This window comes from Chitinophaga sp. W3I9, assembly GCF_050434025.1.
Lineage (GTDB): Bacteria > Bacteroidota > Bacteroidia > Chitinophagales > Chitinophagaceae > Chitinophaga.
Map to the genome: position 1 here is coordinate 4,392,662 of NZ_JBNPWC010000001.1, position 19,068 is coordinate 4,411,729.

At 46.4% G+C, this 19,068-nt stretch carries 17 protein-coding genes; 5 read left to right on the plus strand and 12 right to left on the minus strand.

The window, feature by feature from the left end:
* Positions 1–71 precede the first annotated feature (71 nt).
* Positions 72–605 (plus strand): phosphoglycerate mutase family protein, encoded by a 534-nt coding sequence (locus tag QFZ51_RS17945; protein ID WP_370910336.1) that lies wholly within the window; start codon positions 72–74, stop codon positions 603–605.
* Between the two features lie 359 nt (positions 606–964).
* On the opposite strand, the gene amaB is transcribed toward QFZ51_RS17945, so the two are convergent.
* The 10 genes from amaB to panC form a co-directional block, all read right to left on the minus strand.
* Positions 965–2,491, minus strand: coding sequence for an L-piperidine-6-carboxylate dehydrogenase (gene amaB / locus QFZ51_RS17950; protein ID WP_370910337.1), 1,527 nt, complete (start codon positions 2,489–2,491; stop codon positions 965–967).
* Positions 2,492–2,514: 23 nt separating this feature from the next.
* Entirely contained in the window at positions 2,515–2,862 is a 348-nt protein-coding gene (locus QFZ51_RS17955) for a 2-oxoadipate dioxygenase/decarboxylase family protein (RefSeq protein WP_429051590.1), read from the minus strand.
* The gene (locus tag QFZ51_RS17960) at positions 2,840–3,406 is read right to left on the minus strand and encodes a DUF1338 domain-containing protein (RefSeq protein ID WP_429047703.1); all 567 of its coding nucleotides are present in this window, start codon (positions 3,404–3,406) and stop codon (positions 2,840–2,842) included. The genes QFZ51_RS17955 and QFZ51_RS17960 overlap by 23 nt, the downstream gene beginning before the upstream one ends.
* 18 nt (positions 3,407–3,424) lie before the next feature.
* A complete protein-coding gene (locus tag QFZ51_RS17965; RefSeq protein WP_429047705.1) occupies positions 3,425–4,495 on the minus strand; it encodes a saccharopine dehydrogenase C-terminal domain-containing protein in 1,071 nt (356 codons plus the stop codon).
* A 419-nt stretch (positions 4,496–4,914) separates the two neighbouring features.
* A complete protein-coding gene (panB, locus tag QFZ51_RS17970; RefSeq protein WP_370910340.1) occupies positions 4,915–5,730 on the minus strand; it encodes a 3-methyl-2-oxobutanoate hydroxymethyltransferase in 816 nt (271 codons plus the stop codon).
* Between the two features lie 95 nt (positions 5,731–5,825).
* Positions 5,826–6,713 (minus strand): exopolyphosphatase, encoded by an 888-nt coding sequence (locus QFZ51_RS17975; protein WP_429047706.1) that lies wholly within the window; start codon positions 6,711–6,713, stop codon positions 5,826–5,828.
* Positions 6,714–6,757: 44 nt separating this feature from the next.
* Positions 6,758–8,902: a polyphosphate kinase 1 gene (gene ppk1 / locus QFZ51_RS17980; RefSeq protein ID WP_429047709.1), complete on the minus strand. Its 2,145-nt coding sequence runs from the start codon at positions 8,900–8,902 to the stop codon at positions 6,758–6,760.
* 346 nt (positions 8,903–9,248) lie between these two features.
* Positions 9,249–10,253 carry a lysylphosphatidylglycerol synthase transmembrane domain-containing protein gene (locus QFZ51_RS17985; protein WP_429047711.1) on the minus strand — a complete coding sequence of 335 codons (1,005 nt, stop codon included), beginning with the start codon at positions 10,251–10,253 and terminating at the stop codon, positions 9,249–9,251.
* 46 nt (positions 10,254–10,299) lie between these two features.
* Positions 10,300–10,644 carry an aspartate 1-decarboxylase gene (panD, locus tag QFZ51_RS17990; RefSeq protein WP_133811105.1) on the minus strand — a complete coding sequence of 115 codons (345 nt, stop codon included), beginning with the start codon at positions 10,642–10,644 and terminating at the stop codon, positions 10,300–10,302.
* 114 nt (positions 10,645–10,758) lie between these two features.
* Positions 10,759–11,622 (minus strand): pantoate--beta-alanine ligase, encoded by an 864-nt coding sequence (gene panC / locus QFZ51_RS17995; RefSeq protein ID WP_429047713.1) that lies wholly within the window; start codon positions 11,620–11,622, stop codon positions 10,759–10,761.
* A gap of 110 nt (positions 11,623–11,732) precedes the next feature.
* Between panC and QFZ51_RS18000 the strand changes: the two genes are divergently transcribed.
* The 4 genes from QFZ51_RS18000 to QFZ51_RS18015 all read left to right on the plus strand — a co-directional run bounded on the left by QFZ51_RS18000 (position 11,733) and on the right by QFZ51_RS18015 (position 17,251).
* A complete protein-coding gene (locus QFZ51_RS18000) occupies positions 11,733–12,551 on the plus strand; it encodes a glycogen/starch synthase (RefSeq protein WP_079467430.1) in 819 nt (272 codons plus the stop codon).
* Between the two features lie 97 nt (positions 12,552–12,648).
* Positions 12,649–14,010, plus strand: a complete 1,362-nt coding sequence (locus QFZ51_RS18005) for a DUF4270 family protein (RefSeq protein ID WP_429047715.1) — start codon at positions 12,649–12,651, stop codon at positions 14,008–14,010.
* A gap of 21 nt (positions 14,011–14,031) precedes the next feature.
* On the plus strand, positions 14,032–15,288 hold the full coding sequence (metK, locus tag QFZ51_RS18010) for a methionine adenosyltransferase (RefSeq protein WP_370910346.1): 1,257 nt from the start codon (positions 14,032–14,034) through the stop codon (positions 15,286–15,288).
* Between the two features lie 556 nt (positions 15,289–15,844).
* A complete protein-coding gene (locus QFZ51_RS18015) occupies positions 15,845–17,251 on the plus strand; it encodes a right-handed parallel beta-helix repeat-containing protein (protein WP_429047717.1) in 1,407 nt (468 codons plus the stop codon).
* Between the two features lie 79 nt (positions 17,252–17,330).
* On the opposite strand, the gene QFZ51_RS18020 is transcribed toward QFZ51_RS18015, so the two are convergent.
* Both QFZ51_RS18020 and QFZ51_RS18025 read right to left on the minus strand, forming a co-directional pair.
* The gene (locus tag QFZ51_RS18020; RefSeq protein WP_429047719.1) at positions 17,331–18,260 is read right to left on the minus strand and encodes an alpha/beta fold hydrolase; all 930 of its coding nucleotides are present in this window, start codon (positions 18,258–18,260) and stop codon (positions 17,331–17,333) included.
* Between the two features lie 18 nt (positions 18,261–18,278).
* Positions 18,279–19,046, minus strand: a complete 768-nt coding sequence (locus QFZ51_RS18025) for a prolyl oligopeptidase family serine peptidase (protein WP_429047721.1) — start codon at positions 19,044–19,046, stop codon at positions 18,279–18,281.
* Positions 19,047–19,068: the final 22 nt, after the last annotated feature.

Sequence of the window (19,068 nt, forward strand, 5' to 3'; positions counted from 1 at the left end):
CCCCTCATCCGCCAGATCTACGTTCGGGATTTTTACAGGTATCGTATTTCATTTACTTAAATTTACCAATCATGTTAAAAGCTGTTCTCATGGCCACTTTGCTGGCTACCGGCACACCTGTGTCTGCCGCTGAACCTGAAGTAACCACACTCATTTTTGTGAATGCTGCGGAAATGGAATCATCACCATCAGCAGATCCCGGCTTGAGCACCACCGGACAGGAACAGGCCAGCCAGCTGGCATCTTCCCTGGAAGGAATGGAAATTTCCGCTATCTACACTACCTATCTGAACCGTGCTGTGCAAACGGTGACACCGCTCTCTAAAGCCCACCAGCAGCAGCTGGACTACTTCCGGTTAAACGGCGATCCGGAGCAAACAACCGCCACCCTTAAAGACATGATAAAGAAAAATAAGGGCAAAACAATTGTTATTTGCAGCGTTCCTGAAAATATTACTGCTATGTTGCAGCATGCGGGTGTAAAGGGCAAAATCATGAAAACACTGTATGATAAAGGATCCGGGCAGGTTTTAGTAGTGAAACACAGTGGTAATAATGCGGCAGTAGCACAAAAGTTGAATATGAATATTCAAAAAAAAGTCTAATATTTATATCCGGAAGAGTTTTTAATGGCTTCCCGCCATTTCTAACTTTTCTCATAAGCATGGTTTCCGTTTAACGAAAAGCGGGGTTCTCTAACCTCGCTACTATTTTTAAAACCTTGCCGCCGTCGGTGTATGTAGAGAAAAGCAACGCAGGTTGCAAAACATTTTTGACATGTAGTTATTTTATCAACCGCTTTTAAAAATCTGATCGGGTAGCATCTCCTGTCACGAAAATTAAAAGCTCCGGGGCAAGCGCCTCGGAGCTGGATGATCCGGAAAAATTTACAGTAAATATATTGTTGTCAGCTATCCGTTTTCAGGTATTTGTACCTGCAAAACAGATAGCTGATTTATTATTATCAGAGATCAAATTTGATGCCCTGTGCCAGTGGGAGACTGTTGGAGTAGTTGATGGTATTGGTTTGCCGGCGCATGTAAGCTCTCCACGCGTCGGAACCGCTTTCACGGCCGCCGCCCGTTTCTTTTTCACCACCGAAAGCGCCACCTATTTCAGCGCCTGATGTGCCGATATTTACATTGGCAATACCACAGTCAGATCCGGCATTGGAAAGGAACTGTTCTGCTTCGCGGAGGTTCAGCGTCATGATGGCGGAGGAAAGTCCCTGGGGCACATCATTCTGCATGGCAATGGCTTCGGCCAGTGTGGCGTATTTCATTACATACAAAATGGGCGCAAAGGTTTCGTGCTGTACAATATCGTAGGTGTTTTCCACCGCTGCAATGCAGGGTTTTACATAGCATCCGGATTCATAACCCGGACCGGATAATACGCCGCCTTCCACCAGGAAGGAACCGCCTTGCTGCTTTACCTGTTCTATTGAGTTGAGATATGCATCCACAGCGGCTTTGTCGATCAACGGGCCCACGTGGTTGTGCTGATCCAGCGGGTTGCCGATACGCAATTGCGAGTAAGCTTTTACCAGCCTTGCGGTAAACGCATCATACACGCTTTCGTGGATGATGAGCCGGCGGGTAGAAGTACAGCGCTGCCCGGCGGTACCCACGGCGCCAAACACAGCGCCAATAAGCGACATATCCAGGTCGGCATCCTGCGTAATAATGATGGCATTATTGCCGCCAAGTTCGAGCAGGGAACGCCCCAAACGCTCGCCTACGGCAGCACCTACGGCTTTACCCATCCGGGTGGACCCGGTGGCCGAAACGAGCGGAATCCGCTTGTCGTGTGCCATCCATTCACCTGCATCACGCTGACCGGTTACCAGGCAGCAAACGCCTTCCGGTACTTTGTTGGCGGCAAATACACTGGCCGCAATATGTTGACAGGCCAACGCCGTCACCGGCGTTTTTTCAGATGGCTTCCAGATACACACGTTGCCGCAAACCCATGCCAGCATGGCGTTCCAGCTCCATACTGCTACCGGGAAGTTAAAGGCGGAAATAATACCGGTAATACCCAGCGGATGCCATTGCTCATACATCCGGTGCCCCGGCCGTTCGGAGTGCATCGTTAAGCCGTGCAGCTGCCTCGACAGGCCAACTGCAAAGTCGCAGATGTCGATCATCTCCTGCACCTCTCCATATCCTTCCTGCAAACTCTTTCCCATCTCATAGGAAACAAGTTTGCCGAGATGTTCTTTATGTTCACGGAGCGCTACCCCGATTTGCCGTACGATTTCGCCTCTTTTGGGCGCAGGCCATGTACGCCATTCTTTGAAAGCTTCCTGGGCCACAGCTACCACCTGGTCATAATCTTCCCGGCTGGCGCTTCTGACAGTAATAATCTTCTTATTATTTACCGGCGAAACTGAGGTAATTTCCTCCCCGTGAGCCGGCAACCAGTGCGTGCCCGTGCTGATACCACTTTGTGCCGCAGTGATGCCAAATGCTTTTAAGATGTCTTCCATTGTTGGTGTATTAATAAACTAAATTAGGAACTTTTTTTTGTTTGGGCGGCGTAGGTACTTTCAAAGATCTTATCGGCATTGCCTGCTTCAAAACCCTCACGCCGGTGTTCCCGCCGTATTTCACTGGCAGGTAAATGCGCAAAGGCAGGAAGTACCTTTCTTTCGGCAAACTCCACATAGGAGCCGGCAATGGGGAATTCTTCCCTACCGGAAAAGGTAGCGGTGATCATTCCGGCTACCGTGGCGCTTTGCAGCAGTCTGCCATCCGGACTGGTTTTAATTTTACCTCCTGAATCATTGAGATGAAAACCATGTTTTTCCAGGAACTGGTTGAAATCAGCTACCGTATTATATCCCGGGGGGCAGATTATGTACGCTCACGGTAAAATGATTGAGGTAATAACGGTTATAGATCACCCAGGCGGCGTACTCGCTTTCTGCGGCCAGCACTTTGTAATCGGCCAGGGTAGGGGTTTGCCACAGTGCGCTGTGAAGGAAAGCATCCACGGCTTTGCTGTCGTCGAGGTCCAAGGCATTCACCGGGTCCGACTTCACTTCATCTGTATAATGATGAATGATGGTTTGCGCAGCAGGGCTTAATTCGGCCACCCGCAGTTCACTGATAAAAATACGCGGATATTGCGGCTCGGGGGGAGCATACCACCATGCATCCAGCTTCTTGGCCGGAAAGTGGTAGTGATCCATTTTCGTATAGCCGTAATGGAGAAAAATTTTCTCGAGCGACTGCACGCCAAGCTGTGGAACGCCCATCGTCCGGAAGGCGATGTGGTCATTTTCTATATCATCTGCCTGCGCAATAATGCCTTCCTTTATCATGGCGGCAATAACGGCTCCAACGTCCGGAACCCTTTGCTGATAGCGCTCCATCAGCCCGTTTAAAACATCTTTTAACATGACATACAGCTTTTAGGGCTAGTTATAATATACCGCAAAGCGGTTGTTGATCAGGTCATTAAATGCTACATCTTCCTGGCGCAGAAAACCATTCGCCGGCAGCAGTCCTTTTGCGTGCAGGTCTATTACTGCACAGGCAGCGCCTGCAGTGGTGAGTTGTATGGCAGTAAAGTCCCTGCCGGCCACGGCCTGGTTGTAGATCTTACGGGAATAGGAGCGTTGCACCGAGCGGCCGTTCACCATTCCGGATACAGATACAAAAACCAATACTACATCCTGCTGGGTGAAAGGTATGCTATCTTCCATAATCTCCTTCAGCATTTCTCTTTTTTTATTGAGTTTCAGCTCATTTAAAAGGATCTTCATCAGGTGGCAGTGCCCGGGATAGCGTACTGTTTTATAGTCCAGGTTATATACTTTATGGTCCAGGATTTCAGCGAGCGCTCCGAGTCCGCCGGAGGTATTAAACGCCTCATATTCCACACCATCAAGGGCGAAGCGCTCGTAGCCTTCCATCGGCATTACTTCTTTGCGTTCACCTTCGTAAATAGCATCGCACGGATTGCAGTATTCGTTGATCAGCCCGTCGGTGCTCCAGGTAAGGTTATACATGAGGCTGTTAGTAGGAAACTGTGGCAGGGCGCCTACACGTAGCCGGACAGCATCCAGCGAATCAAATTGTTTGGCAATATCATGTGCGGCAATGCTGATGAAACCGGGCGCCAGTCCGCATTGTGGCATGAAGCTAACATTGGCTTGCGCCGCTATTTCGCGGATCGCGTTGGTAGTAGCTACATCTTCTGTTAAATCAAAATAGTGGGTGTTGGCTTTAGCTGCTGCCGTAGCAATTTTTACGTTCAGGAAAAAGGGGCAGGCGCTCAGCACCATGTCCTGGTTCTGCAATGCATCCTGGAGCGAGGCGGCGTTGTTTACGTCCAGCACTGTTTTGCGGATGGCAGGGTCGGTGCATTTTTGTAACAGGGCGTCGTTGCTGTCGGCCAACGTTACTTCATAGTCGCCGGACTGTTGCAGTAGGAAGGCAGCGGTTTCGCCGATCTTACCGGCGCCAATAATCATTACACGTTTCATAATCTGTTTGGAATTATAGTGAAGAAGGAAGCGTATGTTGCCTCCGGGTAAATAATAATAAATGACGCTTCCCCTAGCTACGTATATACGTTACTGTTATACACGATCCTACATTTGCGGATTGGTTCAAAACAAACCAATGCAAAATCATCTGTGGTGATGAAAGTCAGTATGGCAGATACAATAGCATTACAAGCCGCTAAACGGCCTACAGGAAAGAAAAAGAAGGGAAGTGCTACCTATGGCACATGGGAGCAGGTGCTCCGCAGATAGGAGAGTAGAGAAAGCTGTATGTTTAACAGGTAGTTCATTCAACTTATAAAGTGCGAAGCGAATATAGGGAATTTATATTAAATGCAAATGACGAACTTGTAGGGAGATGATGATCTCTCTACAAATCCGTCATGCTAATCATTTAATCAGTACTGTTCATTTTCATTCGGGAAATCTTTGGATTTTACATCATTGATGTATGCCTGGGTGGCGCCAAAGATCTGGTTGTAAAGGTCGAGGTAACGACGGAGGAAACGTGGTTTGAACTCCTTATTAATGCCAAGCATATCGTGCATTACCAGTACCTGTCCGTCTACATACCTGCCTGCGCCGATGCCGATGATGGGAATTTCCACGCTTTCGGCTACGATCTTCGCAAGTGATGCCGGAATTTTTTCCAGTACAATGGCAAAGCAGCCGGCTTCCTGCAACAGTTTCGCGTCCTTGATCAGCTTATTGGCTTCTGCTTCTTCTGTGGCGCGTACGGCGTAGGTGCCAAACTTATAAATCGACTGCGGTGTAAGTCCGAGGTGACCCATTACCGGCACGCCGGCGGAGATAATACGTTTTACAGATTCAATGATTTCTTCGCCCCCTTCAATTTTAATACCATGGGCGCCTGTTTCTTTCATAATACGGATGGCAGATCCCAGGGCTTCTTTGGAGTTCCCCTGGTAAGTACCGAAGGGCAGATCCACGATCACAAAGCAGCGTTTAATTGCCCTGACCACCGAAGCGGCATGATAGATCATCTGGTCCAGCGTAATAGGGAGGGTGGTTTCATGACCGGCCATTACATTGGAAGCGGAATCTCCCACCAGCAGGATATCAATGCCGGCATCATCAAAAATGCGGGCCATGGAATAATCATACGCAGTAAGCATGGAGATCTTTTCCCCGTCTACTTTCATCTTCTGCAGTATATGCGTAGTGACACGCTTTATTTCTTTATTCACAGACATAAGCAGTGAGCTTTTAGCATTTAGCTGTTAGCAATAACCGCAAAGGTGGTAATATAAAAAGATAAAAGGAAATGTTTTTTATGTACGGCCGGGGATCAGGAACTCACTGCGATTTCCTCATAGAGGGCATGAATAAGGCCATCTGCCAGCCCTATCTTGGGTACATATATCTCAGGGGTATCTGCCCAGCGCATGATGTTTACATAGATCTGCAGGGCCGGAACAATCACGTCGGCGCGGTCTTCCCGCAGTCCGTACAGGTGAATACGTTCTTCCACGGTGAAGGCGCTGAACTCCTTGTAATAGTCTTTCAGCGTATCCAGTGAAAGGGGTTTGCCTTCTTTTCGTTTGGAGAGAGAGAATATTTTATTGATGTTGCCGCCGGAACCAATCGCAATCACGGCGCCGATGCCTTTGAGCTGATGTTTCAGGAAATCTTTCAGTTGCTGCCAGTGCGCTTCGGTAACCTGTTGTTGCAGCAGGCGGATAGTACCAATATTAAAGGACTCCTTGAAGATCTGTTTGCCTGCGCTGAAAAGCGTGATTTCCGTGCTGCCGCCGCCTACATCGATGTAGAGGTACGACTTTGTTTTATCCATATTCTCCGCCACATGGTTTTCGTAGATAAAAGAAGCTTCTTCCTGACCGGTAATGATCCGGATATCGATGCCGGTTTGTGCTTTTACCTGCTGGAGGATGTCGATGCCGTTGCTGGCGTCGCGCATGGCAGAGGTAGCGCATGCTTTGAGGTATTTCACCTCATACACATCCAGCAGCAGCTTATAGGCCCGGATGGTATCAATAAGGTGTGCGGCCTTTTTGTCTGAAATAACATGATGGTTAAATACATCAAAGCCCAGCCGTAGCGGTACTCTTACCAGGTTTAGTTTGGTAAAGTCCATTACGCCGGCACTATTGGGCGATGCCTCAGAGATGAGCAGTCTGGCAGCATTGGAGCCTATATCAATCGCAGCTAATTTCATCTGTCAGTCGTTAGATCAAAGGGCAAAAGTATAACTTTTTAGAGTTAATGGTATTGTTTTTCGTGCAGGTATTTATAGATCTCCATTTGTGTACGGATCTTTTTATCACCGGCTTTCTTATATTCATTTTTCTGCTCGTTATCCAGTATACGGGCCTTCACATTGCCGCTCAGCTGAATATTCATAATATCGATCAGTTCTTTGCGTATAGCCGGGTCCGTTATAGGCGCAGCCGCTTCCACGCGGTGATCGAGATTACGTATCATCCAGTCGCAGGAAGCAATGTATACCTTTTCCTGGCCGCCGTGGTGAAAAATAAATACGCGGGCATGTTCCAGGTATTCATCCACGATGCTTACCGCGGTGATATTCTTTTTCCATTTTTTATTTTCCGTATAGGCGCAGCAGATACCTCTTATCACCATCTTCACGTCCACACCGGCTTTGGCGGCTTCATACAGCTTGGCAATAAGCGCTGCATCAGAAAGCGAGTTCATTTTAACAGTAATAGCCGCTTTCTTTTTGTGTTTTGCATTCTTGATTTCACGGTCCATCAGGCGAAGGAAGGTATCGCGCATGTTAAAAGGACTAACCGGCAGGGTTTTGCAGCCCTCCAGTATTTTGATATCATGACGGGTGTTTTCCAGGTAGGAAAAGATACGGTTCATATCGGCAATGATAGCGCGGTTGGTGGTGAGCAGGCAGTGATCACCGTAAACCCTTGCCGTTTTTTCATTGAGGTTACCGGTGCTTACAAAGCCGCACTGCAGCGTTTTCGTGCCGATCCGTTTTTTGATTACACACAGTTTGGCGTGGATCTTCATATTCGGTATACCCAGTAATACTTTCACGCCTTCCTCTTCCAACCGTGATTTCCAGTCGAGGTTGGCGGCTTCGTCAAAGCGGGCGCGCAGCTCCAGCACCACGGTTACCTGTTTACCATTACGTACGGCATTCACCAGCGCATTCACTATTTTGGAATTACGGGCAAGCCTGTACGCAGTTATTTTTATAGAAGATACGTTCGGATCTATTGCCGCTTCCCTTAACAGGTCGATGATGGTATCAAACGAGTGATAAGGAAAGTGGAGCATTACATCCTGCTGTTGTATTACATGCATTACACTGGGCGCATTGAGGAACAGCGGATGGGTAAAGGTTTTACGGTGTAAATGAGGGGGAAAGATAGATTCCGGGAAATCCATAAAGTCTTTGAAATTATGGATACGTGCGCCCGGGATCAGGTTATCCTTTCCGGAAAGTCCTTGTCTGCGCATGAGATATTCCAGCAGCAGCGGGTCTATGTCCTTGTCATATACAAATCTTACCGGCTTGCCCTTGCGGCGGTCTTTCAGGCCTTTTTCAATCTGGTGGATAAGACTGTCGGAGATATCGTTATCAATATCCAGTTCCGCATCGCGTGTTACTTTAATGATGTGTGCGGAGAATTTATCGTAACCGAAATAGGAAAAGATATTGGGTAAGCAGAAGCGCACCAGGTCTTCCAGCAGGATGATATCGTGTTCTCCGGGTTTGGAGGGCAGGATAATAAAGCGGGGAAGTACCGTGGTAGGTATTTCTATGAGTGCAAATTTCTGTCGCACGGAATTATCCTGTCGGGCCAGTACGATGGCCAGGTAAATAGATTTATCTCGCAGGATAGGGAACTGTTGTATGCTTTCAATCATCAGGGGAATGATGTTGGTGCGTACCTGTTCATTGAAGTAGTTGAGTACAAATTTCTGTTGCTCGCGGTTGAGTTGTTTTTCTGTTCGCAGGAAGATGTGCTGGGCTTCCAGTTCTTCCGCGATATCTTTCCATACCAGGTCAAACTCGCGTTGTTGCTCAATTACACGGGTTTGTATTTCGTCCAGTATTTTATCCGGATTTTCTTCGAGATGCATTTTACCGGCTTTGCCGAAAAACATCATGCGTTTAAGGGTGGCTACCCGGACCCTGAAAAATTCATCGAGGTTATTGGAAAAGATGCCTAAGAAGCGGATACGCTCATGGAGTGGAACGGTTTTATCGGCTGCTTCCTGTAAAACCCTGGCATTAAAGGAGAGCCAGCTGATATCCCTGGCAATCATTTTTTTCTTCTCTGCAGGGGCCTTCTTGGTTGTTTTCTTTTGTGCTGTTACATCGGGCATTGTCATAATATCAAGGTTCTCACCATTCGGCAAACGCATACGAACTTATTTACATTCAAAAAAATCACATCGTCTAAACCACGATGATACGGCTTTCGCTTTAATTGAAGTATTAAATTAAAGTTAAAGAAAATCGGGGAGATGATCGCCTTCGGCGATGCGGATTTTGTCTTGGCTCGGGATTACGCTGATTATACTGATTAATTTGATTTTATTCTTTTAGATTTTATAAAGGATTAAGGGAGATAGAAGTGGATATTCGCTTCTATCTCCCTTAATCCTTTATAAAATCTAAAAGAATAAAAATCCAACATAATCAAATCAGTGAAATCAGTATAATCAGCGTAATCCTGAGCCAAGACAATTTAAAATCGCCGAAGGCGATCTATCCGTGTTTTTTGTTGTAAACAGGCAACGCCACCAGGCTAATGAAGCCAAGCAGGATCACGAGCACCGTTTGCGCCACCCAGATGATCCAGCCAAAGGCGAAGCCGATGGCTAACGGAATGCCATACAGTTCCAGCGATTTCTGTACTAGGGGCTGGTAGGCGCCGATACCGCCGGGGGTAACGATCATGCCCACACTGCCGATCATCAGTACGGCGAGAGCGGCGCTGATACCCAGGTGGCTGGTTTCTTTCAGGCAGAAGAAGCCGATGTATACCTGCGACAGGTAGCACGACCAGATCAATACGGTATGTAACAGGAACCAGCCTTTCTTTTCCATTTTGCCGATAGAAAGAATGCCTTCCATGATACCTCTGGCGAGGGTTTTAATAGTGATGGCCACTTTGGATCGGGCAAACTTTTTCAGCAGCCAGAGTAACAGCAGCACTATACCGGCGAGGATTAAAATGCCTATGAGCAGCTGTATGCCATTGGCATGCGCTATTTTATTGGATAATGGAACAAAGATCGATTCATTGACATAGGAGCCGAGAACGTCCAGTTGGGTCAATACAGTGAGGGCCATCAGCAGAAGCAGGCAAACCATGTCTACCGCGCGTTCTGCGATCATAGTGCCTACGAGCTTATCGGCAGGTACTTTTTCATATTGCGCCAGTATCCCGCAGCGGGTCACTTCTCCCAGGCGGGGTACAGCGAGGTTGGCCAGGTAGCCTACCATCACCGCAAAAAAGGTGTTCAGGGTAGTGGGTTGATGCCCCAGTGGTTTCATCAGCAGTTTCCATCTTATGGCCCTGAACCAGTGACTGGCGATACCGATAGTCATGGTGGGGATCAGCAGCCAGTAATTGGCTTTACGGAAGGCAGTATTGATCTGTTCCCACTGTGCCGTGGTGATATCTTTGGTAAAAAGCCATATCAACAGCACCCCAATGCCGAAAAAGCAAATAAACTTAATGACGTTCTTAAGCGTTTTGGGCATCATCCAAAGTTGTTTAGGGCGTTAATTAAAAACAGGTACAGATACGGGCTTACAGTTTATTTCCTTCCTTGGGGAAAATGGCGATAGGCGTATATTTTTTAGCTTCTTCAAAATCCATAGTGGCATAGGAGATAATAATTACAATATCACCGGGGGCAACAAGACGGGCAGCGGGGCCATTCATGCAGATCACACCGGAACCACGTTTTCCTTTGATCACATAGGTTTCCAGGCGTTCTCCGTTATTTACGTTTAATACCTGCACTTTTTCATATTCGATTAAACCAGCGGCGTCCATCAGGTCTTCGTCAATCGTAATACTTCCAACATATTGCAGATTGGCTTCCGTAACAACCGCGCGGTGAATCTTACACTTTAAAATTTCGATTTGCATAATTATACTGGCTTAGCGCTATAGAGCGTTTGCAAAGCTAGGAAAAAAATATGGAAGATCGAACAGGGGATGCAGCAGTAACGCAGTGCCTGCCGCATCCCTTGCGGAATGGGGCTAGAGGCTGCCCTGCAGCACCATATTATCGATGAGCCTTACGCCATCCAGCCAGGCAGCAACGGCTACAACTACCGTGGCATTTCCGGGTGGTTGATCCAGGTGAACGAGGGTGTCATTATCCAGCTGGAGGATATCTACATATTCGGGTTCGAAGCCTTGTGTTTTGAGTGCATCAAAAGCTTCATGGGCGCCTTCCATAAAGTGGAGGCCTTTCCCGAAATTGTTTTTTATGTGAAGAAGTGCCTGGTAGATGCCCACTGCCTTTTTCCGGGCGGCGGGAGAGAGGCGCGCATTGCGGCTGCTCATTGCCAAACCGTCCTTTTCCCTTTCCGTTGGACATACCACCAGTTTTACCGGGGAATGGGTAATCACCAGGAGCCGGCGGACGATCAGGCATTGCTGCAGATCTTTTTGTCCCATAAAAAGCTGGTCAGGTTGCACAATATCCAGTAACTTGTGAACAATACGACCCACGCCCTGAAAATGCCCCGGGCGGAATTTGCCTTCAAGGATAGTTTCCAGGTCGCCGAAGTCATAATGCAGATCACTTTCCAGGCCTTCCGGATACATTTCTTCCACGGATGGTAAAAAAAGTATATCTGTCGATGCATTATTTAATTTTTTTATATCCTCCTCTATGGTGATGGGATATTTTTCAAAATCTTTTGGATCATTAAACTGAGTTGGATTGACAAAGATGCTGCAAACGACCACATCATTTTCTTGCCTGGCTGCCTGAATAAGTGACAGGTGACCGGCATGCAGGGCTCCCATAGTGGGCACAAAACCAATGCTTTTGTTACTTTTTCTTACCAGGTCCAGGTGCTTCTTCAGGTCCGAGCTGCGCTTAAATAGATACATAAATCATTGCTTAAAAGGATGTTAAAACTGACAGATTGACCAATATTCCGTAAAAAATCCGTAATTTTGCAAGCCAAATTAAAAATTACTGCATTAATAATCAGCGTTAAATGTCCACAAAGAAAAGAATTCTTTTTATTGCCCAAGAGATGTCGCCGTACCTGGAATTGAGTGATTACGCGGCAATGGTCAATAAAATGGCAATTAAGTCCAATGAGGCTGGCCTGGAAGTGAGAGTGATCATGCCTAGATTTGGAATTATTAATGAGAGAAGACATCGTTTGCACGAAGTCGTAAGATTGTCGGGGATCAACATTGTGATTGACGGGGATGATTACCCGTTGATTATCAAGGTGGCTTCGCTTCCAAACGCCCGGTTGCAGGTTTACTTCCTGGATAATGAAGATTATTTTAAGCGCAAAACGGTGTTTGCCGATGAAAACGAAGAGTTTTTCGACGACAACGCGGCGAGAGCTGTCTTCTTCTGCAAAGGAGCCCTGGAAACGGTCAAAAAGTTCGGATGGCCTCCTGACATCATTCATTGCAGTGGCTGGATGACCTCTCTGATACCTATGTATCTGAAAACGGCTTATAAAAAAGAGCCGGTCTTTGCCAATTCAAAGATCATATATTCGCTGACCCCCAATACGTTCAAGGAAAAGTTAGGCACTACCTTTGTTAAGAAGGCCACCATCAGTAACCAGATCAAAGAAAAAGATATGGAACTGTTTAAGGAAGGTACCAACACTGCACTGAACAGGGGAGCAGCAAAATACGCGGACGCGGTTGTACTGGCCGGTGATAAACTGGAAAAGAAAGTAGTAGATGAAGTGAAAGCGGAAAAAGGAAAGATCATTTTGCCGTTCAAAAAAGACAACGATGATCTGGGCGATTACCTTCAATTGTATAACCAATTGCTGGGTAAATAGCCATCAAGTCCACCTTTAAAGCGTGGTTGAAGCGTATTTAAAGCGTATTAAAAGCATGTTCGGGCAGTAAAACCAATACTCACTAACAACATAACGCGTGAAGATCAATTTCAGGAACCTTAGCTTCTTAGCTATCTATATTACTCTGCTGTACGGAGCAACCGGTTGTAACAAATCCACTATCCTGGGAAGTGGCTTAATCCCTCCCGGTGATTTTGTGAATGCACAGGACACAACGCTCACAGGTATTATTGCCAATAACATACTCCGGTATGACTCCTCCATTTTAAACGGACAAAACGCTTATAACAAAATCCTGGGATCTGTTACCACTGATCCTGTTTTTGGCAGAACTCACGCTTTCGTATACACGCAGGTATCATTGCCCAAAAGTGCCTTTACCTTTGAAGGTACCGGGCAAACACTGGATTCTGTTGTGTTGTCGCTGGCCTATACCGGCTATACCGGTGACTCTTCGTCGCCTCAAACCTTCCGGGTGTACCGGATGGCCGAACCGGGATTTACGATCGACTCCAACTACGCTTATAACAAAGCATTGGCTTATAACCCCGGAGAGTTACTGGGTACGGCTACCGTTACGCCACTGTCGCTCCGCGACTCCGTAAGCATTTACGGCACCAAAGAAACTGCCCAGCTGCGTATTAAACTGAGCACCGCCTTCGGTAATCAGTTGCTGAGCCAGAAGTCGGATGGCGCTTTTGCCACAGATTCCTCTTTCCGCGCCTACCTGAAAGGTTTTGCTATTGTACCGGATACCAATCTGGGTACTAACAGGAACATGATCTATCTGAACCTGAGCAATAGCAATACCAAGCTGACAGTGTTCTATAAAAACACTACAGACGATTCGCTTCGGGCCACTATGGCGTTTGACCAGTATGCCAGCGCCCATGCCAATTACTTTACCCGTAATTACAATGGTTCCCAGGCATCGAGGTTTATCAATACCAACAACCCGAACGGGGATAGTATCCTGTTCCTGAACGCCGCACCGGGACTGTTTACGAATTTGACTATACCCGGACTGGAGAACTTCCCGAATGTACTGATCAATAAAGCTGAACTGGTAATTACACAAATAACTTCCGGTCCAAGTGATATGAATAATATATTTATTGAACCAGGAAGCTTATCTTTACGACAGTATACAAACGGTGATACCACCAAGATCCCCGCAGATTATTATACAGGAGGAGGCGCAGCCTATTTTGGCGGCACCCGCCAGGTAATTACCAACTTTGGAGGCGTACAGGTTGTTCAATACACCTTTAATCTCGCCAATACCATGCAGCGGTTTATCAGGAAACTGGACCTCAATAAGGGTTTCAGGCTCGAAGGATATTCGCCGTTATACATGGATATGAATCGTGTGAAAGTGGGTGGTAGTAACCTGTCACAGTATAATATCAAGCTCAGAATTATTTACACTAAACCATAAAACTACTAATCCCAGTTTTTTATGCCTTATTTATTTACATCTGAATCCGTTTCAGAAGGACATCCTGATAAAGTAGCTGATCAGATCTCTGACGCTTTGATCGACAACTTTCTGGCATACGACGCAAAATCTAAAGTAGCTTGTGAAACGCTTGTAACTACCGGCCAGGTTGTTTTGGCAGGTGAAGTGAAATCAGAGGCATACCTCGATGTGCAGGACATTGCAAGAGAAGTAATCCGTAAAATTGGTTATACCAAGAGTGAGTACATGTTTGAAGCGAATTCCTGCGGAATTCTATCTGCTATACATGAGCAATCTCCGGATATCAACCAGGGCGTAGATCGTAAATCTCCCGAAGAACAAGGTGCAGGAGATCAGGGTATGATGTTCGGTTATGCTACCCGCGAAACCGATAACTACATGCCGCTGGCCCTCGATCTGGCACATAAACTGTTGCTGGAACTCGCTGTTCTCCGTCGTGAAAATAAAGAAATCAAGTACCTGCGTCCGGATGCCAAATCCCAGGTTACTATCGAATATTCTGATGATAATAAACCGGTAAGAATTGATTCTATCGTGATCTCTACCCAGCACGATGACTTTGATGAAGATGAGAAAATGCTGGCAAAGATCAAGGAAGATATGATCAAAATCCTGATCCCCCGCGTCAAAGCACAGCTGAAACCGGAATTGCAAAAACTGTTTGAAGGTTTCGATATCAATCACCATATCAACCCAACCGGTAAATTTGTAATCGGTGGCCCTCACGGTGATACCGGCTTAACCGGCCGTAAAATCATTGTAGATACCTACGGTGGTAAAGGTGCTCATGGTGGTGGCGCTTTCTCCGGTAAAGATCCTTCCAAGGTAGACCGTTCCGCTGCTTATGCAACCCGTCATATCGCTAAGAATATGGTGGCTGCAGGTGTATGCGACGAAATACTGGTACAGGTATCCTACGCCATCGGCGTTGCTAAGCCCTGCGGTATTTATGTAAATACCAACGGTACCTCCAAAGTGAAACTGAACGATGGCGAAATCGCTAAAAAGATTGAAGAGATCTTTGACCTGCGCCCTTATGCGATCGAACAAAGATTGAAACTGCGTAATCCTATTTACAGCGAAACCGCCGCCTATGGCCACATGGGTCGCGAGCCTAAAGTGGTGACCAAAGTATTCAACAAAGGCAAGAAACACGAGAAAAGTGTGGAAGTTGAGCTGTTTACCTGGGAGAAACTGGATTATGTTGATAAAGTAAAAGCAGCTTTCGGCTTGTAATCACTCCGAAGCTTACATAATAACAAACAGGCCGTTTCAACTTTTGAGACGGCTTTTTTGTTTACCACCTTGTACCTTTTTTATTCATTCGTGCTTCATTTTTTCACCTCCCCCTGATGTGGGAAAAGTTTTTCATTTTTATTAAAAAAAGTTCAAAAAAAGTTACATATTACTGTTAAATTTATAGTATATTTAATAGTAATATTATTGATTGGCCTGTGTTTCAGGACTGGTAAGCGCATTATGGGCTCGGTCTATTTCGGAATAAATGCATAAGGGCATCAGTGGTTTTCCAGAAATCCGTTATAACTCATATAGCCCCGTTTCTGGCGTATAATATTTCGCGGAAGACGTCCGTTAAGATGCTGTTTTATATCCAAAAATCTGGATATTCGCAGCCATAAATTAAAATGGACCGTTAAATTGTTTCCGGAGACAATTGTATGCAGTGCATTATTTATTGAATGACCGAATCCATATCACTTGAATCAATTTGCAATTTACCAATTGGGTAATTGTGAGCTTTTTATTGAAACCATATAATATCTGAAAAACCATGAGGCACTACATTACCGCACGATTGTCTATGTTTACATTCGTATCCTTTGCCCTGGCTTTATCGATCACAACAGAAAGTTGCAACAAGGATCAACTAAGCCAGGTATTACCAGAAAACAATCCAGCTGAAACAGCCGTAAAGCCTACTGTTGGCGGGAAGCAATACACACTTGTTCCCGACAAGGATGGCAGGTTAGTAGTGGATGGAAGCATCTACAAAGCAGGGGAAATTCTGAATCTGAAAGGAACATTTTCTGCCGTCGTTTTTAATAACCTGAAAGGCGCGTCAGGCAGCCCTATCATTGTTAAAAATGCCAGCGGCACCGTAGTTAAAATAGGTAATCCATCCTGGAGCGGTGGTTCCTGGGCTACAGCCATCAGTTTCGTGAACTGCCATTATGTGAAAGCAGGTGGTGAAAAATCAAAATCCGAATTTGTAGTAGAAGGAAGCACCCAGGCAGGCAAGGAAGCGTATTTCGACTTTACGCTGAGCCAGCATACCGATAATTTTGAAATCGCCAATGTTACCATACATAACGGCGGTACAGGCATATGGGCTAAAACCGACCCGGTAAAGGGCGACTTAAGCACCCAGTATCCTAACTCCTACATGGACAACCTGCTCATCCACGACGTGGCGATCAGCGGTACCAACAACGAAGCATTTTATATTGGTCATACCGCCCTTTACTGGAACCTCACTGCCAACGCACCTTACTATGGTGATCCGTCAGGGTTTACCAGCGGCCAGCAGTACGTACAGCCCATTAAATGGCGTAATGTAAAAATCTATAATAATGCTGTTTCAAATGGGGGAGCAGATGGCATCCAGACTGCAGCCATCGACAAGCTGGAAATATATGGCAACACCGTTACCAGCTGGGGCGGTCAGCATAATTCAGGTCATAATGGCGGCATCCTGATTGGCGGCCGTACCACTAATACCAACGTCCACGATAACTATGTGCACGATGGATGGGGTGAACTGATCCAGTTTTACGGATCTGGTGAAAATGGCGCAACGCACATTATCCGTAATAACCTGTTAAGAGATAACCAGGGAGACGGGGTGAGCCTGAGAGGAACTGATAAAGCAGTGGTTCAGATCACCAATAACACTATTGCAAGAACAGGTGGCGTGTCTCTCCGTATTAACGGTTATTTCGGTATGACTGCTGCGCAGATCGTGAAAGATAACGCGTTCATTCAACCACGTGTAAGTGGCGGTACAATTGCGCCTAACGCTTATATATACACTGAAAATGGCGCCTCTGTTATAGAAGGAACAGGCACAGAAGCCAATTCCAAATTTGTATCAGTAGCAGCAGCTGGTGTGGACACCAACAATTTCTACCAGCCTAAATCCGGTTCAGCATTGCTGACCACCGGCTATAGAACAAACTAATCCGTACTATTCCGCAACAGGCGATAATAAAACAGCCGCCCTGGTTATCCGGGCGGCTGTTTTCTTTTTTCACCGGGCATTACTTTTTTTCTTCGAGATACTTCCACATCATTTCATTCACTTCCTGTGGTTGTTCAAAATGAGGCATGTGCCCGGCGCTGTCTACTTCATGTACTTCTAAAGTTGGGTATAAAGCAGTATAAGAACTTAATTTCTCTTTTGGGAAAAAGGGGTCTTGCTTACCATAGATGAGCAACATTTTTCCGGCGGGTATTTTTTCCAGTAAATAAAGCTGGCTCTGATTCAGCATATGCATCCAGGACGATAGCGTGATGCGCTTGTAACCCCTGAAATTTATAAAATATTTTAACCGCTCTGCGTAGTTGTTGAACAGTGGCTGATTCACGAACTCTTTCCGCTGATTTTCCACCGAACGGGGATACCAGTATCCACTCATTAAAACGTCTCTTACAACCGGGATGCGCAACAGTTTGCTGGGTTGAAGATCTCCGCTGGCAGCTGGTCCGAGCAATATAATCTGTTTCACCCGTTCGGGGTGACTGGCCGCATAGTCCAATCCTATAGACGCTCCCATGGACATAGCGATCATATCAAACGGCTGACGGAGCTGTAGTGTATCCAATAAAGCGGTCAGTTGCTCCCGGTACAGGCAGAGATCATAGGCCGTTTCCGGTCTGTCGGAATAGCCCCTGCCGTAAAGATCGTATGAAAGCACCCGGTAACCTTTGGACAGGAGATAAGGAATATTGTATTTCCATACTTCGATGCCACTGCAGCCACCTCCGTGAATTAGTACCAGCAACCGGGCGGTGTCAGGGCCGGACAAACTATAGTGTACATTTCCCTGTGCCAGGCGTATAAATTGCCCCGGTGCAGATTTACGCGTATGCTCATTAAGAGGCGCGGTTTCCTGCCCTTGTTTGATGATCAGGAAAGCCGCTGTCAGCAGCAATATAATGCCGCCCGCCAGTGTTAATAGCCATTTCATGCGCCTGGACATACCTGGTTATCTTTTGAATTGCAACAGCCACTCGTAAATATTCATACCATCTTCCCGGTAGGAAGGGTTGTAATATTGTTCCCAGCAGCAATGTTTATGATCCCCGATGCTCAGTTTGGTGAGTCCTGGTTTGTATTTGTTGGTACTGTCCGCATAAAGTTTACAGTTGCCAAGAAACACCGGTTCATCACTACCACCGAAATACCACACATGGATATTGTTCTTGGCAGTTATCTGAAAGTTTTTCAGGTTCTCTGCATCGATAGTAGCCGGCGACATGTTCACGGCAGCAGCCACCCGCTTTGCCGTTCTTTTATCGGTAACGGCCATTCCTACTGACCATCCGCCTGCACTGTATCCTGTGATATAAATACGGGAAGAGTCAATTGGATATCTTTTCAATACATCCGTAATGGCAGCATCCAGGTGTTCCGGGCCAAGCGACCAGCTGGTGGCCAGGGGCGCCAGCACAATAAACTCATATTTCTTGCCGTCCACTTTATTGACAGCATCAATATTCTTTCCTTCGTGCATTTGCCTCGCTACACCCTGTCTGAAGATCTTGGTAATATCAGTACCGGCGATACTTCTGCCATGAAGACAAATAAGCAACGGGTATCTTTTCCCGGTTTTCAGATTGTCCGGTAGCTTCAGCAGCGCCGGAATATGGTGCCAGGGCGTAATCTGTACCTCAATCTGTTTAAATGGTTTCAAGTCCTGTGCAGACAATAACGCTGTCTGCAGCATAAGCGTGATAATAAGAAATACTCTCATCCTTGATTTTATTTTCAGTAAT